The 15,508-nt window shown below is 70.6% G+C and carries 17 protein-coding genes; 13 read left to right on the forward strand and 4 right to left on the reverse strand.

From position 1 onward, the window contains the following. From HG543_RS08980 to HG543_RS08995, 4 genes are all read right to left on the reverse strand, one after another. Positions 1 to 2,112 carry an ABC transporter permease gene (locus HG543_RS08980; protein ID WP_169344279.1) on the reverse strand — a complete coding sequence of 704 codons (2,112 nt, stop codon included), beginning with the start codon at positions 2,110 to 2,112 and terminating at the stop codon, positions 1 to 3. 1 nt (position 2,113) lies between these two features. After that, positions 2,114 to 2,854: an ABC transporter ATP-binding protein gene (locus HG543_RS08985; protein WP_169344280.1), complete on the reverse strand. Its 741-nt coding sequence runs from the start codon at positions 2,852 to 2,854 to the stop codon at positions 2,114 to 2,116. Continuing rightward, positions 2,851 to 3,348, reverse strand: a complete 498-nt coding sequence (locus HG543_RS08990) for a GbsR/MarR family transcriptional regulator (RefSeq protein ID WP_169344281.1) — start codon at positions 3,346 to 3,348, stop codon at positions 2,851 to 2,853. Before HG543_RS08990 ends, HG543_RS08985 begins: the two co-directional genes overlap by 4 nt. Positions 3,349 to 3,578: 230 nt before the next feature. Further along, a complete protein-coding gene (locus tag HG543_RS08995) occupies positions 3,579 to 4,220 on the reverse strand; it encodes an RNA-binding protein (RefSeq protein WP_169344282.1) in 642 nt (213 codons plus the stop codon). A 258-nt stretch (positions 4,221 to 4,478) separates the two neighbouring features. Between HG543_RS08995 and HG543_RS09000 the strand changes: the two genes are divergently transcribed. The 13 genes from HG543_RS09000 (at position 4,479) to sctQ (ending at position 15,446) form a co-directional block, all read left to right on the forward strand. Continuing rightward, on the forward strand, positions 4,479 to 4,760 hold the full coding sequence (locus HG543_RS09000; RefSeq protein ID WP_169344283.1) for a hypothetical protein: 282 nt from the start codon (positions 4,479 to 4,481) through the stop codon (positions 4,758 to 4,760). A gap of 138 nt (positions 4,761 to 4,898) precedes the next feature. Further along, positions 4,899 to 5,462 (forward strand): hypothetical protein, encoded by a 564-nt coding sequence (locus HG543_RS09005; protein WP_169344284.1) that lies wholly within the window; start codon positions 4,899 to 4,901, stop codon positions 5,460 to 5,462. 82 nt (positions 5,463 to 5,544) lie between these two features. Continuing rightward, positions 5,545 to 5,976, forward strand: a complete 432-nt coding sequence (locus HG543_RS09010; RefSeq protein WP_169344285.1) for a tetratricopeptide repeat protein — start codon at positions 5,545 to 5,547, stop codon at positions 5,974 to 5,976. Between the two features lie 13 nt (positions 5,977 to 5,989). Then, positions 5,990 to 6,385, forward strand: coding sequence for a hypothetical protein (locus HG543_RS09015; protein ID WP_169344286.1), 396 nt, complete (start codon positions 5,990 to 5,992; stop codon positions 6,383 to 6,385). 7 nt (positions 6,386 to 6,392) lie between these two features. Further along, positions 6,393 to 7,229 carry a sigma-70 family RNA polymerase sigma factor gene (locus tag HG543_RS09020; protein WP_169344287.1) on the forward strand — a complete coding sequence of 279 codons (837 nt, stop codon included), beginning with the start codon at positions 6,393 to 6,395 and terminating at the stop codon, positions 7,227 to 7,229. Then, the gene (locus tag HG543_RS09025; RefSeq protein WP_246356864.1) at positions 7,147 to 7,662 is read left to right on the forward strand and encodes an EscF/YscF/HrpA family type III secretion system needle major subunit; all 516 of its coding nucleotides are present in this window, start codon (positions 7,147 to 7,149) and stop codon (positions 7,660 to 7,662) included. Before HG543_RS09020 ends, HG543_RS09025 begins: the two co-directional genes overlap by 83 nt. A gap of 104 nt (positions 7,663 to 7,766) precedes the next feature. Next, positions 7,767 to 8,585: a type III secretion protein gene (locus HG543_RS09030; RefSeq protein WP_169344288.1), complete on the forward strand. Its 819-nt coding sequence runs from the start codon at positions 7,767 to 7,769 to the stop codon at positions 8,583 to 8,585. A 71-nt stretch (positions 8,586 to 8,656) separates the two neighbouring features. Next, positions 8,657 to 10,495, forward strand: a complete 1,839-nt coding sequence (locus HG543_RS09035; RefSeq protein ID WP_169344289.1) for a hypothetical protein — start codon at positions 8,657 to 8,659, stop codon at positions 10,493 to 10,495. 24 nt (positions 10,496 to 10,519) lie between these two features. Beyond that, positions 10,520 to 11,206 (forward strand): FliH/SctL family protein, encoded by a 687-nt coding sequence (locus HG543_RS09040; RefSeq protein WP_169344290.1) that lies wholly within the window; start codon positions 10,520 to 10,522, stop codon positions 11,204 to 11,206. A gap of 22 nt (positions 11,207 to 11,228) precedes the next feature. Then, entirely contained in the window at positions 11,229 to 12,545 is a 1,317-nt protein-coding gene (gene sctN, locus HG543_RS09045) for a type III secretion system ATPase SctN (RefSeq protein ID WP_169344291.1), read from the forward strand. Between the two features lie 52 nt (positions 12,546 to 12,597). Further along, positions 12,598 to 13,086: a flagellar assembly protein FliH gene (locus tag HG543_RS09050; RefSeq protein WP_169344292.1), complete on the forward strand. Its 489-nt coding sequence runs from the start codon at positions 12,598 to 12,600 to the stop codon at positions 13,084 to 13,086. Positions 13,087 to 13,119: 33 nt separating this feature from the next. After that, positions 13,120 to 14,019 (forward strand): flagellar hook-length control protein FliK, encoded by a 900-nt coding sequence (locus tag HG543_RS09055; RefSeq protein ID WP_169344293.1) that lies wholly within the window; start codon positions 13,120 to 13,122, stop codon positions 14,017 to 14,019. Beyond that, the gene (sctQ, locus tag HG543_RS09060) at positions 14,016 to 15,446 is read left to right on the forward strand and encodes a type III secretion system cytoplasmic ring protein SctQ (RefSeq protein ID WP_169344294.1); all 1,431 of its coding nucleotides are present in this window, start codon (positions 14,016 to 14,018) and stop codon (positions 15,444 to 15,446) included. Before HG543_RS09055 ends, sctQ begins: the two co-directional genes overlap by 4 nt. Positions 15,447 to 15,508 lie beyond the last annotated feature (62 nt).

Genomic DNA, 15,508 nt, shown 5'->3' on the forward strand with positions numbered 1-15,508 from the left:
TTACTCGTCCGTCTGCATCGCCTTGAGGGGCGACACCCGCGTCGCGAGGAACGCCGGGTAGAGGGTGGAAATGGAGGACACCACGAGCACGATGACGAAGGCCGCGATGAGGTTGCCCGCGCTCAGGCTGGGGTACAGCCGCGGTCCGGAGAAGAAGAAGTACAGCGCCTCGTTGCCCGCGGGGATGCCCGCGCTGCCCAGGGCCGCCATGATGCCGCTGCCCACCAGCGCGCCACCGGCGCCGAAGACGAAGCCCAGCAGCAGCGTCTCCACCAGCACCATGCCCAGCACGAAGGAGCGCTGCGCGCCGATGGCCCGCATGGTGCCCACCTCGCGCACCCGCTGCAGCGTGGCCATCATCATCGCGTTGTTGATGATGACCAGCGCCACCACGAAGATGATGAACACGGCGAAGTAGAGCACCAGCTTCGCCATCAGCACGAACTGGCCGATGATGCCCGCCGCCTGCTGCCAGGACACCACCCGCAGCTTCAGCCCCGCGTCCTTCGCGGACTGCTGCAGCTCGGCCATCGTCCGCGGGAGCTGCTCCGGGTCCTTCAGCATCACCGCCGCGCTGAGCACCACGCCCTGCTCGATTTCGTCCTGCGAGTAGATGCGCTTCGCCAGGTCGTCCCGGCGCAGCGAGTCCAGCGCCCCGGTGAAGGCGTCCTTCTCGTCGATGACGCCCGGGGTGGCCTCGGCCACCAGCGAGTTGCCGCTGTCCTCGCCGAAGAGCGCGTCCTCCGCGTTCTCGCGCGCCACCGCCTGCACGCCGCTCTGCTTCTGCAGGTCGGCGATTTCCGCCTTCTTGTCCGCGCTGAGGTAGCCGTACAAATCCCGGAAGGACATCAGGTCCATCAGGTTGAGGGCGCCGGCCAGGGCGGACTTCTCCAGGCCCTTGAACTGGTAGGTGCCGTAGACCTTCACGTTGACGCTCTGCACGTAGCCGCTGCGCGTGAAGGCGGTGATGGTGAGGCTGTCACCCAGGCGCAGCCGGTACAGCTCCAGGAGCGGCGCCAGCTCCGAGTAGAACTGCGCGTAGCGGGTGTCGAAGTTGGCGTCGTCCGTGGCGAGGAAGGTGGACAGGAGCTTCTCCAGCTTCGGCTCCTGGGTGCCCAGCACCTTCTGGAGGCGCTCCACCGCCAGGCGCGTCTTGATGGGGTCCAGCTGGAAGAGCAGCTCGCGCGTCTGCGTCTGGTTCTCCTTCACCCAGCGCTCCAGCTGCGGGTCGGTGGCGATGGTCTTCTTGTTGACGTCGCGCTCCTGCTTGATGAGGTCCAGCCGCCGCGCCGTCTTCAGCTTGAGGTACTCCTCGTAGAAGAACTTGGACAGCAGCATGCCGCGCTGCCCGGCGGGCACCGGCTGACCGTCCACGACCTCCATGCGGTCGAAGGTGCGCTGGAAGGCGTCCAGGTCCGTGCCCGCGTAGCGCAGGTAGAGCATGTCCCCGTCCGGAATCTGCGGGGCGATGCGGTTCTCCAGGAACTCGAGCGAGTCGAACGGGTCCTGCTCGAAGGTGTTCCAGAACGCCTCGGAGCGGGCGCGGACGAGGGACTCCTTCTCCTCGGGCGTGCGGGCGGACTCGCTCAAGAGGGCCTGGCTGCGGACGAGGTCCTCCTCCATGAGCGCCACCATCTGCCGCACGTGGGACTTGAGGCTGTCGATGTTCTCTCGCAGGCCCGGTGTCTCGCCGCCCTCCGCGCGCTTCTTGTAGAGGTCTCTCAGGCGGGCCAGCGTCAGGTCCACCGTGTTGCCGGAGGTGATGAGCGCGCCGTTGGTGCCCATGGGCACCACCGTCTTCACGTTGGGGTGCTTCTCCAGCACGGGCTTGATGCGGCTGAAGTCATCCACCGCCGCCAGGTCCGGCTCGCCGCCCATGTTGCCGAACAGGCCCAGCTCGTCCTTGGAGTCGTCCGAGTAGACCTGGATGTGCCCCGCCACGCTGCCGATGATGCTGCGGCTCATGGCGCTGTCCATGCTGTCCAGCAGCGCGCCGCCCACCACCACCAGCAGGGTGCCGAAGAAGATGATGCCGCCGATGAGCAGGTTGATCTTGCTGGTGAACAGGTTGCGGAACGCCACCTGCATCAGCAGACGGAAATGGCCTCCCATGTCAGTGGCCTCCCACGGCCATGGCCCGCTGCGCCTCGGAGGCACTGAGGCGGTCCAGGATCTTCCCGTCGGCCAGGCGCCACACCGCGTTGGCGTGGTTCATCACCTTGGCGTCATGGGTGGAGAAGATGAAGGTGGTGCCCTCCTTCTGGTTGAGCTCCTTCATCAGGTCGATGATGTGCTGGCCTGTGACGGAGTCGAGGTTGGCGGTGGGCTCGTCCGCCAGCACCAGCTGGGGCCGGGTGACGAGCGCGCGCGCCACCGCCACGCGCTGGCGCTGGCCACCGGACAGCTCGTTGGGCCGGTGCTTCGCGTGGCCCGCCAGGCCCACCTGCTCCAACAGCTGCATCACCCGCTCGCGGCGCTGGGCCTTGTCCAGCTTGCGCTGGAGCAGCAGCGGGAACTCCACGTTCTGGAAGACGGTGAGCACCGACACCAGGTTGAAGCTCTGGAAGATGAAGCCGATGGTGTGCAGGCGCAGGTTGGTGAGCTGGCGCTCGCTGAGCTGCTTGGTGTCCTGCCCGGCCACGCTCACCACGCCGGTGGTGGCGGTGTCCACGCAGCCGATGAGGTTGAGCAGCGTCGTCTTGCCGCTGCCGGACGGCCCGGCGATGGAGATGAATTCCCCGGGATGCACCTGGAGGTCCACGCCGCGAAGCGCGGGGACGACGACCTTGCCCAGGTTGTAGTCCTTGGTCACGTTCGTGATGGAGACGATGGGAGCCTTCGCTGCGGGGTTCATGCGGTGCGTCCTTTCGAAGCCTTGGAAGCGCGCGAGGGGCGGGCGGCGCGAGCGGCGCGCCACCGCTCGGCGATGCCGGCCATCTCGGCCAGGTAGAACTCACAGAACTCGGCGGCCTCGCGCAGGTGCGCCTTGTCCGCGAGCCGCGGCGAGGCGAGGGCGCCGCGGCACACGCGCACGAAGGCCTTCATCGCCTCCTCGGCCGTGCTCAGCCGGCTCTCCCAGCCCTCGGAGCTGATGATGTAGTAGTGCTGGCGGTCACCGGGCACGCTCACCGGCTCCACCAGCCCCATGGACATGCAGGCGCGGATGTTGGTGGACACCGAGGCGGCGCTCACCTTGAGCAGCTCGGCGATGCGCTTGAGGGACAGCGGCTCGTCCGCCAGCATCAGCAGCGCGTGGATGCGCCCTCCGATGCGCGTGCCGCCCTGTCGCTCGAAGTGCAGGGCCATCGCCTCGATGAAGCGATGCTCCGCGTCGCCCAGCTCCGTCATGCCCGGCCTCCCCATGTCCCCACCAGGGCCTCGCGTGTCGCGGACCTCCCGGTGAGCGTGCCGGCATGTAGTCCGTTCAGTTCATTCAGTCAAGACTGAACGAACTGAACACAGCGGATGACGGTGTGACGCGGCCTCCAGGCGAAAGGCGAGGGGCCCGCGGCCGCGAAAGTGGCCGTGGACCCCGTGGGTGCCCCGTGGTGGGGGCGTCGCGCCGTCACCTCGTCACATCAAGGCGAGGGGTTGGAGCTGGTGTCCGGGTTCATGGTGCCGGTGTCACCGGAGCCGCCGGTGCCGTGGTCGTCCATGCTGCCCGAGCCGCCGGTGCCGGTATCCAGGCCCTTGTCCTCCTCGAGGCCGGTGCCCTGGCCCTCGTTGATGGAGGAGTCGGGCGACATCACGTCACCGGAGCCGCCGGTGCCCGACATGGAGATGCTCTTGGCGACGTTCTTCGTCTCCTGCACCTCGTAGCTGGCGCGGATCTCCATGCCCGGCTGCAGGTCCTTGGCGCGCTTGACGTTCGGGTCGCCGAACGTGGTGCTCTTGTCCACGGACAGCGGCACCACCGCGCCCATGTGGTCCACGTAGACCATCTTGCTGTCGGCCTTCACCACCTTGCCCGTCAGCTCCTTCTGGCCCGCGGTGGCCTGGCCGCTCATGCTGGAGCCGGAGCCGCCCATGGCCGGGTCGCTCTGTGTGGAGCCGGAGCCACCCATGGCCGGGTCGCTCTGGGTGCTGGTGCTACCCGCCTCGCCCGCGCCGCCCTGCGCCGAGGAGGGGTCCTGCTGGGGCTTGTTCTTGTCATCCCCCGCGAAAGCGGCGCCAGAGCCGAGCAGCGCGATGGTCGCGAAAACTCCAACCAGCTTCTTCATGGGATTCTCCTGTGTGAGTGCGCGGAGGGCGTGCGGAGCCGCTCCGTTGCGAAAAAGCTAGGTGCGCTCGTGGAAGCGGACAGGGCTGGGCGGGCAATCCGTGGGAGTGCCCGTTCCCTCCTCGGCCGGTAGGACGTGGAGTGCGGTCCCCGATGGAAGACGCGGGTGGCTTGAAGGGGGTGGGGCTTTTCCCCTACCGTCATGCGTCCAGTGTCCACCGGCCGTCCGGCCGCTGGCCCGACAGGAGACCTCGCCGCAATGCCCCCGTCCGCCAAGCCGTCCCCGTCCGCCCCGGCCCAGGAGCTGCCCGCGCCCTCCTATCCCGCCGTCGAGTCCCTGCTCGAGGCGACCCCGGCCGACGAGGTGCGCGCCCTCTTCGCCCCGGTGAAGGAGGGGCTCGCCGAGCTCAAGGGCCCCAAGGTGGAGCAGGGCAAGAAGGCCCAGGCCGCCATCAGCCGCGCCGAGGAGCTGCTGGCGCTGCTGGTGGAGACCCGCGAGCGGCTGCTCGCCGAGGCCAAGGCGCCCAAGGGTCGGAAATAATTGGGGTTTTTCGGCCGGCTCCGCTTTTTTGAGTGGATCAGGCAACCCGGGGCCCCATCGGCCGATAATCAGGGAGAGAGCATCCGGAACATTGGGGATCTCTGACCTTTTCGCTGGCAGCAGCGCCTGGAGGAAGCAATGGCGAAGATCGACAACATGATGGGCCCGACGACGCGTCTCTCGACGAACGTGACGACCGCGCGGCAGACGCCGAACACGGGCTTCGGGGCCCGGCTGCAGAACGGGCTGAACAACGCGGCGGGCGCGGTGGGCGCGGGCGTGGGCGCGGTGGCGGGCATGATTCCGGGCGGGCAGATCGTCTCCGCGGCGGTCTCCTCCATGCACACCTTCTCCAGCACCAGCGGCTCCGGCATGGCCGGCGCGCCGTACGCGGGTGTCATGGGCACCGCGGTGGCGCCGATGGGCGGCGGCTCGGTGGGCAGCATGGTGTCGGGCGCGGGCACGATGGGCACGCCGTCGGTGGGCACGCCGGGCGCGCCGTCGGTGGGCGTGGGCGCCAACGCCAGCGCGACGGACACCGTCAACGGCAGCTTCTCGCTGAACAAGATGGCCGAGGAGAACAGCAAGCTCCTCAACCTGCAGGCGGCCATCCAGCAGGAGTCGCAGACCTTCACCGCGATTTCCAACGTGATGAAGTCGCGGCACGATTGCATCAAGAACTCCATCGGCAACGTCCGCTAGAGCAGGGCGGATACCAGGCCGGCGGAGAGGGAAGCGGCGCCGCTTTCCTCTCCGGCGGACGCGGAAAGGAAGAGCGAAGTCCATGGCGGAGACCTCGGAGATCTCGAACAGCCTCGTCCCCCTCGGGCGCCAGCAGGCCATGGTGCTGCTGGAGACCGGCTACCTGTGGCTGGACATGGGCCACTTCGACAAGGCCAAGGAGGTCTTCACCGGGGCCGCGGCGCTGATGCCCAAGAGCGAGGTGCCGCAGCTGGGGCTGGGCGCGGTGGAGTTCGCGCAGGGCCGCCACGACAAGGCGCTGCAGGCCTACCGCTCCGCGCAGCGGCTGGCCCCGCAGTCCGCGCTGCCCCGCGCCCACGCGGGCGAGGCGCTGCTCTTCATGGGCAAGGTGGTCGAGGCCCTCAAGGAGCTGAAGGCCGCGGTGGACCTGGAGCCCGACAGTGACGGGGCCCGGCTGGCCCAGGCGCTCTTGCAGGCGAAGGAGGCGGGTGTCCTGCCTCCGGCGAAGAAGTAGGGAGGAGAAGGCGATGGCTGTCGGTGGCGTCGGACGTGGGGGTGGCAAGGGTCGCGCGGGTGGCGCGAAGGGTGCGTCTGGCTCCGCGCCGGCCGCCGGTTCCAGCTTTGGCGGAAAGGTGGACAAGGCGGAGTCTCTCGTCGGGCCCTCGGGCATGGTAGGCTCCAGCAACGTCCAGGGCCCCCAGGCCGCGGATCCGGTCGCCGCCCAGGCGGTGGCCATTGCCCGGCAGCTGAAGAACGGGGGCTTCAAGAGCAAGGAAGAGGCGACCAAGGCGCTGGTCGCCGAAATCCTGAAGGAGAAGCTCCGCATGAAGTCTGCCAACCTCACGAGCAAGATCTCCGATGCGCTGATGGATGATCCTCGGCTGAACCAGGTTCTCGAGCGGCTTTGGTCTAAGGCCGAGTGAGCGGCGCTTGGCTCTGGGCGACGACAGGAAGGTCATCCTCGAGAAGTACGGCCCCTACGTGCGGTCGCTGGCGGCGACCGTGCGCAAGCAGTTCAACGCCCAGCTGGAGCTGGACGAGCTGGTGGCGTACGGACAAATCGGTCTGCTGGAGGCCGCGGAGCGGTTCGACCCGAAGGTCGGGGCCAACTTCCTCACCTTCGCGCACTACCGCATCAAGGGCGCCATCTTCGACGGGTTGAGGAAGATGGGGGTGCTGCGGGGCTCGGATGCCCGCACCGCCTACGCGGGCGAGCGGGCGGCGGCGTACCTGGGCAACCTCTCCGACCGCGATTCGGGGACAAGCAACCGGGGCAGCTCCTTCGACGATGATGTCAATGACATCTCGGACGCGGTGGCGGGGCTGGCCATGGTGTTCGCCACCAGCATGGAGGGGGCGGACGCACAGGGCTACACCGACGAGTCGCTGCCGGTGGACGTCCGGATGGAGCTGGAGCAGCTGAAGACGCGGGTGCGGGCGGCGATAGAGAAGCTCCCGGAGAAGGAGAAGAAGCTCCTTCAGGGGTACTACTTCCAGGGAAGGACCCTGGAAGAGGCGGGGGCGGAGATTGGGCAGTCGAAGAGCTGGGCGTCGCGGCTTCATGCACGCGCCATCGACCGGCTCAAGGAACTCTTGAACGAGGAGGAGGCACTGCCTCCGCCTCCGACGGATGCAAGGAGGGTCTCACATGGCGGGTCCGATGACCGGAGTCTCCGCGGCGCAGGTGGCGCAGCAAAAGCTCCAGGAGCAGGGCGCCCAGCAGACGAACAAGCAGGGCTCCTCGAAGTTCGACGGAGTTCTCGCTGACAAGGCCCAGGGTGCGGGCCAGGTGGACGCCACCCAGGGCGTGAACAAGGCCCAGGCCGCCCAGCGCACGGAGGCCGTGCGCCAGGTGGAGACCGTCAACAAGACGGAGAAGGCCGCCCTCAACAAGGTGAGCGCCGCGGGCCAGGAGCCGCTGACGGCCAAGGGCGCCGAGCCCGTGGCCTCCAAGGCGGAGACGGCCAAGTCCAGCAAGGCCGGCGACATGATGACGCAGGTGATTGGCGACCTGGAGAAGGGCCAGGGCAACCTGGAGAAGATCATCGCCCAGGCCTCCAGCGGCAAGCAGTTCTCCAACGCGGAGCTGCTGTCGCTCCAGGCGTCCATGTACCAGTACACCCAGCAGCTCGACCTGACGAGCAAGGTGGTGGAGAAGGCCACCACCGGTCTCAAGGACGTCGTCAAGACGCAGGTCTGAGGCTCCCACCGCACCCCGGTGGCGCCGGTGAAGGGCGGTCCCTCCCTCGGGGGAGGGGGCGCCCTTCCGCGTTTTCCGGGGGCCTAGTAAGCTCCTGTCCGCCCATGATTCGCCGACCGTACGCGTTTGTCGCCCCGCTTCTCGCCCTCGTCCTCATGACGGGCTGCCACATCGAGCTGCAGCACGAGCTGAGCGAGGCGGATGCCAATGAAATCTACGTCCTGCTGAGCAAGAACGGCATCAACGCGAAGAAGGAGAAGGAGGAGGGCGGCAACGAGGTGCGGTTCATGATCACCGTGCCCAAGGCGGACGCCGCCCAGGCCGCGGAGCTGCTCAAGCGCAACTCGCTGCCGCGCCCGGTGGAGAAGGGCCTGGCCCACTTCGCCAAGGGGAGCATGGTGCCCACCGCCACCGAGGAGCGCGCCATGCTGCTCAAGGCGATGGGCGGCGAGGTGTCCAACGCGCTCAATCAGATCGACGGCGTGCTGGAGGCGCGCGCCATCGTGATGATTCCGGAGAACAACGACCTGACGCAGCCGGAGAACAAGCCGATGCCGTCCGCGTCGGTGTTCCTCAAGTACCGGCCGCTGGAGGGCAACAAGGCGCCCATCTCCGAGGAGATGGTGAAGCGCTTCGCCGCCACGGCGGTGCCGGAGCTGAAGCCGGAGGCGGTGACGGTGCTGATGACGCAGGCGATGCTGCCCACGGCGGAGACGGACGCGGAGAGCCGGCTGCAGGACGTGCTGGGGCTGCGGATGACGGCGGCCAGCGCCGGTCAGTTCAAGGTGATGCTCGGCGGCGCTTTCGCGCTGGTGCTGGTGATGATGGGCCTGACGGCCTGGACGTTCATGCGCGGTGGCTCCAGCTCCGCCCCGGCCGCTCGCGCCGGGGGCCGCTCCCGCGCCCGCCCTCCGGAGGCCTGAAGCCGTTGCCCCTCGCGGTGGGGCTTCTTCCTCTTCCCAGCGCGGGCTTCCGTGAGCCCGCGAGGTGACGTTTGGACTCGTTCTTCACCTCGCTCAACAAGCGCCAGAGCATGATGCTCCTGACGGCCGTCACCTTCGGCGGTCAGGACAGCCTCGCGGCCCTGGAGCACCTCCCGGACGAGGAGGGGGCGCTGCTGCGTCACCGCGCGCAGGAAATCCTCCAGATTCCGCGCGAGAAGCGCATTCCCGCGGTGGTGCAGGAAATCAAGCGCCTGCTGAAGGACCGGCGCGGGCAGCTGTGGAGCGCGGAGCCGGAGCGGCTGGCGACGCTGCTGCAGCGCGAGCGCGGGGCGCTGGTGGAGGTGGTGCTGCGCGCGCTGCCGGGCACGCTGGCGGACGCGGTGCGCGGCCACCTGCCGCCGTCGCGCGTGAAGCTGGCGCGCGAGGTGCGGCCGCAGGTGCTGGACATCGTCCGGTGGAAGCTGGAGGAGGCGCTGGCGCGCGAGGCCGGGCAGCAGGCCGCGGGCTTCAAGTTCTCCGACGTGCTCAACCTCCAGCAGCGCGAGCTGCTCACCGTCTGTGACAGGCTGGGCGCGCGCGTGCTGGGGCCGGCCATGGCGGGCCTGCCGGACGCGGAGCGCGACGCGCTCGTCGAGCCGCTGCCGCCGGACCTGCGGCTGCTGGCCACCAAGGCGGTGGCGGCCAACGCCCCGCGCAAGCTGTCCGAGGACGACGCGCGCGCGGCGCTGACGGTGCACGAGGGGCTGACGAACCTGGGGACCGCCATCCGGAGCGCGGGTGTGCAGCGGCTGGCGCGCGCGTGCGTGGCGCAGTCGCCGGAGTTCGCCGCGCGCATGCTGGAGAAGTACCGGGGCGAGTTCGGCGGCCTGCTGGCGAAGTGGGTCCGCGAGGAGCGCATCCGCCCCACCGCCCGCGGCGACGGTGGCCGCACGGACATCGTCATGGACCTGGAGCGCCTGGCCACGCGCGGCCTCATCGAGCGCCCCGTGCGCCTGGCGTCCCAGCCGCCGCCGCGCCAGTCCGCGGTGCTCCCGCCGCCGCCCGGGGCGCGCAAGCCGGCCGCCGTTGCGCCCTCCCGGGCCGCGTCCTCCGCCCAGGTGCCTCGCGCGTCCTCGCAGGCCCCGGCCGTGGCCGGGCGGGCCCCCCGGGGCTCCATGCAGGCGCCAGGGCTCACCGGCCAGCGGCCGGCCGCCGGCGGCGCCCGGCGCGACGTCATGGCCGAGCGCGCGGCCCGGAACGCGGGGGCGATGTCCAGCCGCGCGCCCGCGGTGAGGCCCGCCGCCGACCCGGGCGGCTCCGCCGTGCACCGGGTGCCGCCCCGCCGTGAGTCCTCCAGTTCCAACCCCGCCGGAGGTGCCCGCCGCGAGCCCGGAGGCCCCGAGCCCCGGCCGGCGCGCGCCCAGAGGGGCGACCCGGACGGCGCGCGCATCGGCCCGCCTCCCTCGCGCCTGGGCCAGCGCGGCGCCCCGCGCCAGGATCCGGACACGCACCCGGAGCCCGGAGCCCGGGAGCGCTCCCGCATCGCCCCGGCCGAGCCGGGCCGGGGGCAGCGCCCCGCCGAGGAGCCCCCGCGCGCCTCCCGGATGCGGCCCCGCGCCGAGCCGGGCGAGGAGTCCGGAGCGTCTCGCGTGGAGGACCCGGAGGGCTCGCGCGTCTTCCGCTCACGGGCCTCGCCGGCCGCGCGTGGGGGAGGGCGGAGCGCGCCGGAGGAAGCGGCGCCCGAGAGGCCTCCCCGGGTGCTGGCCGGGCGGGCAACCACGTCTCCCGGTGACGTTCCCCGGACGGAGGGCACGGCGGTGCAGCGCCGTCCCCGGCCGACGTCGGGAATCGACCGTCCCGTGGTGCCCCCGGGCTCCGGTGGGCGTGGACCCAAGGGCGGAACGCGATAGCATCCGGGGCCCAAGGAGCACCCCATGGCTATCGGCAAGGTGATCAAAGGCGACGGGAGCGTGGAGCCGGGTGTCGCGGCGGAGCGGCCCGCGCTGCGGCCCCCGGGCCGCGTTGGCGGCGGTGGCGTGATGAACGCCGAGGTCTTCGAGGCCCGGCAGTCGGCCCAGGGCATCCTCGAGGCGGCGCAGCGCGAGAAGGAGCGCATCCTCGCCGAGGCCCAGCGCGAGCGCGAGAAGCTGCAGGCGGAGGCGCGGGAGCAGGGCCGCCAGGAGGGCCTCGCGCAGGCCACGGAGATCATCCTCCGCGCGAAGATGCAGGCGGGGGAGATGCTCGGCAACCACGAGCGGGACGTCATCGAGCTGTCCCTGCGCATGGCGGAGAAGATCATCGGCCGGAGCCTGGAGAAGGACCCGGACCTGATGGTGGAGCTGTGCGCGTCCGCCATCGAGAACCTGCGCAGCGCCCGGTCCATGGTGCTGCGGGTGCACCCGAAGACGGCGGCGGTGCTGCGCGCCAAGAAGCCCGTGCTCATGGAGCTCATCGGCCGCGCGGTGGACCTGGCCATCCGCGAGGACCCGGAGGTGGCGCCGGTGGGCTGCATCGTCCAGACGGAGTTCGGCACGGTGGACGCGCAGCTGCCCACCCAGCTCGAGATGCTCCAGAACATCCTCCTTCCGGACCCCAACGGCCGGAAGGAAGGGCCGGCCTGAGTCGAGAGGGGAGAGAACGTCCATGGCCGTCGACCTGGCGCGGTACTACGACCTCATCAAGGAAGCGCAGCTGGTGCGCGTGCGCGGCCGCGTCACCGAGCTGACGGGCCTCATCATCAAGGCGAGCGTGCCCAACGTGCGCGTGGGCGAGCTCGTCTACATCAAGAGCCGCAACCGCTCCTCCGTGAAGGCCGAGGTGGTGGGCTTCCAGGGCGATGACGTCATGCTCATGCCCCTGGGCGAGCTGGTCGGCATCGGTCCGGACAGCGAGGTCATCCCCGCGGGCAAGCCGCTGACCATCAAGTGCGGGGACGCGCTTTTGGGCCGCGTCCTCAACGGCATCGGTGAGCCGATGGACGGCAGCCCGCTGCCGGACGACGCGGGCCTCATCGACTGGTCCGTGGACCGCGACTGCCCGGACCCCTTCACCCGCCAGCGAATCGAGCGCCCGCTGCCCCTGGGCGTGCGCTGCATCGACGGGCTGCTCACCGTGGGCGAGGGCCAGCGCGTGGGCCTCTTCGCTGGCTCGGGCGTGGGCAAGTCCACGCTGATGGGACAGATCGCCCGCAACACGAAGGCGGACCTGTGCGTCGTGGCCCTCATCGGCGAGCGTGGCCGCGAGGTGCGCGAGTTCATCGAGGACGCCATGGGCGAGGAGGGCATGAAGCGCTCCGTGCTGGTGTGCGCCACCTCGGACCAGCCCAGCCTCGTGCGTCTGCGCGCCGCCTACGTGGCCACGGCCATCGCCGAGTACTTCCGCGAGCGCGGCGGCAACGTGCTCTTCATGCTGGACACGGTGACGCGTCTGGCCCGCGCCCAGCGCGAGATTGGCCTCGCCGTCGGTGAGCCCCCGGCCCGTCAGGGCTACCCGCCGAGCGTGTTCTCCATGCTGCCGCGCATCCTGGAGCGCACGGGCAACTCGGCCAAGGGCAAGTGCACCGCCATCTACACGTGCCTCGTGGCCGGCGGTGACATGGAGGAGCCCATCGCGGACGAGGTCCGCGGTATTCTCGACGGCCACTTCATCCTCAACCGCGCCCTGGGCGAGCGAAACCAGTGGCCCGCCATGGACGTGCTGGCCAGCCTCAGCCGTGTGATGAGCGGCATCGTCAGCAAGGACCACAAGAAGGCCGCCGGCCAGCTGCGCGAGCTGCTCTCCACCTACGAGAAGCAGCGCGACCTCATCCTCCTGGGCGCCTACCAGTACGGCACGGACCCCCGCACGGACCGGGCCATCGACAAGTACGACGCCATCATCGACTTCCTCAAGCAGGACACCCACTCCAACTCCGAGTTCGAGGACACGGTGTCGCAGCTCATTGCACTGTTCGAGGACTGAGCCGTCCCCCAGGGGGTGCGCGGCGGGAAATCCGGGGTAGGATGGGGGCACCATGCCCCCGTATCGGTTGCAAGCCCTGCAGGACATGCGCGCCCGCGCCAAGGAGGAGGCGGAGCAGGCGTTCTCCGCCGCCATCAAGGCCGCGGAGAAGGAGAAGGCGGAGCTCCAGCGGCTCATCGACGAGCTGGAGCGGCGCAAGCGCGAGCGCAAGGAGAAGGTGGCCGCCTACCTCAAGGAGGTCATGTCCAAGGGCGCCGGCATCAACGGCATGAACATGATGAGCCGCTTCGAGGAGCGCCTGAAGGACGAGGAGGCGCAGGTGGCACTGGAGGTGGAGCGCCAGCGCGAAGCGGTGAAGGTGGCCGAGAAGCTCGTGGAGCGGCGCCGCCAGGAGATGGCGGAGGCGGCCAAGGAGCTCAAGGCCATCGAGAAGCACAAGGAGAACTGGCTGAAGCAGGTGAAGTACGAGCGCCAACAGCGCGAGGAGCTGAACCAGGAGGAGATTGGCAACGCCTTGTTCCTGGCTCGGCAGCGCAAGTAACCTGCCGCCACCCCACCCCTCGGGAAAGACGTCATGAGCCGAGTCGACGACGACCGCGAAGCAGCGCGCCTGGCCGAGCGCATCATGCAGGAGAAGAAGCTCGCCGAGGGCCAGGCCAAGAAGCGCCAGGAGGGCGCCACCGCCTTCCAGAAGCTGATGCAACAGACGCAGTCACCGCCCCCGGCCACGCCCCAGGCGCCCGCTCCTCCGCAGGGCGGGCTGGCGCGCGCGGTGCTGGCCAAGGCGACGCAGCAGGGGAAGACCTTCGGCGAGCGCCTCCAGGAGCCGTCCACGCAGGGCCAGCCCGCCAGCCAGCAGACCGCGACCCAGCTGGGCCGGCGCGCGGACGCGGGTGCGACGGAGGCCCGCGCCCAGTCGCGCGCGACGGACGCGAAGGAGAACAGCCGCACGTCCGAGCTGCGCGACAAGGACCTGGGCCAGGCGGAGTCCGCGCTGGGGCAGGTCAACTCGGAGCGGGGCGCCGCCATCCGGGCGGACGCGGACGCGGGCGGCGGCAAGGGCAGCGGCGGCGGGGGAGGGAAGGACAAGAAGGAGGGCGGCGCGGAGGTGGCCCCCGGCTTCCGCTTCAACCCCGCGCTGATGGCGCCGGTGCCGGTGGCCAAGCCCAAGGACACCGCCGGCTCCGAGCGGCTGCGCGCCCTGGCCAGCGAGATTGCCCAGAAGATTGTCGACCGCATCCGCGTGGGCACCAACGCCGCCGGCAACGCCGAGTTCCAGATTGACCTGCGCGGCGATGTGATGGGCGGCCTGTCCATCAAGGTCAGCGCGAGGAACGGGAAGATTTCCGCCACCTTCAGCGGCTCCGACCGCGAGGTGCTCAAGCAGCTCGAGGAGCACAGTGAGGGCCTGCGCACCGCGCTGGGCGGCCGCGGCCTCAGGCTCGAGGGCCTGAAGTTCGAGGCGAAGACATGAGCGTGGAGCCCGACGACGAGGGCCCCGCCCCCCACGAGCGCACGATGCTCGTGGACGTCCGCCAGCTGCGCATCCGGCCCGAGCGGCAGGAGCCGCCGCCCGAGCGCCAGGCGCCGCCCGAGCGCCCCGCCCGGCAGGAGCGGCAGGAGCGCCCGGCGAAGCCGGAGCGTCCCTGGCGGCCCTTCACCTTCCGGAACCTGGAGAAGGTGTCCCGGGCGCAGGGGATGCTGGCGCAGCGGCTGCGGTGGCTGACGCCGGCGGACGGCACGCTGGACGCGGTGGCCACGCGCCTCAAGGAGCTGTTCGACGCGCCGGTGGTGCGCCTGTCCCTGGAGTCCGTGCAGGTGCGGCCCATGTCGGAGCTGCGGCGCTTCCTGGGAGACCCCACGTTCCTCGCGGTGCTGGCGCCGGGCGCGCTGCAGGGCCGGGCGGTGCTGGAGGTGGAGCTGGCGCTGGCGCACGCGGCGGTGGACCTGCTGCTGGGCGGCGCGGGGGAGATGGTGGGCCTGCGGCCGCTGACGGACATCGAGGAGGGGGTGATGGGCTACGTCGTCCTCGAGGCCCTCAAGGTCCTGGTGCCGGCCCTGCAGGACGCGGTGCCGCGCCCCCGGCTGGACGGCGTGGCCCGGGGCGTGGACGAGGTGTCCGCGCGCCTGGGAGACGACGGGCCGATGCTGGCCGTCCACCTGCACGCCACGCTGGGGCAGCACGGCGGCATGGTACGGCTGGTGGTGCCCTCGGCGGTGCTGGACGCGGCCGAGCCGGGGGTGGACAGCGCCCAGCGGCGCGAGCGCCTCCTGGCGGACATGGAGGCCCACTCCGCCCGGCTGTCCACGGTGCGCACCTGGCTGCGGGCGGAGATTGGCACGGCGGAGATTTCCGCCCAGGACCTGGCCAGCCTGCGCGTCAAGGACGTGCTGCTGGTGGACTCCGTGTCGGCGCGGCCGGACCGGGGCGAGCCCGGCACGGCGCAGCTGCGGGTGGGCCTGGGACGGGCGGGCCGCGCGGAGGCGGAGGTATTCATCGAGGATGGGCGCTACCAGGCGCGCATCACCGACATCGTCCTGGGAGAGCCGGGCCATCCGCGCTCGGCCACCGAGGAGGACTCGGGCCAGGAAGAGCAAGAGGACTTCACCAACCCGGAGCTGGATGTGCCTCCGGAACTGGAAGGGGCGGCCTTGGACGACATGGGCAAGGACGGAAGCGACCTGCTCGGCGACGTGCCGTTGCAGATCGCCGTGGAGCTGGCGCGCGTGCCCGTCACCGCGCAGCAGGTGGTGGGGATGCGGGCCGGCCAGGTCCTCGAGCTGAACCGGGGCCCGGGCGAGCCGGTGGAGCTGTCCGTCAACGGCAAGGTGGTGGCCCGGGGCGAGCTGGTGGAAATCGAGGGCCAGCTCGGCGTGCGCATCATCACCCTGGCGGGCTGAAGGCCCGTCCGTGACGCCATGGCGGGGCGGAAGCAGGCGGGCAGGGGCGAGCAGCCGGGCGG

This window comes from Pyxidicoccus fallax, assembly GCF_012933655.1.
Taxonomy (GTDB): Bacteria; Myxococcota; Myxococcia; order Myxococcales; family Myxococcaceae; genus Myxococcus; species Myxococcus fallax.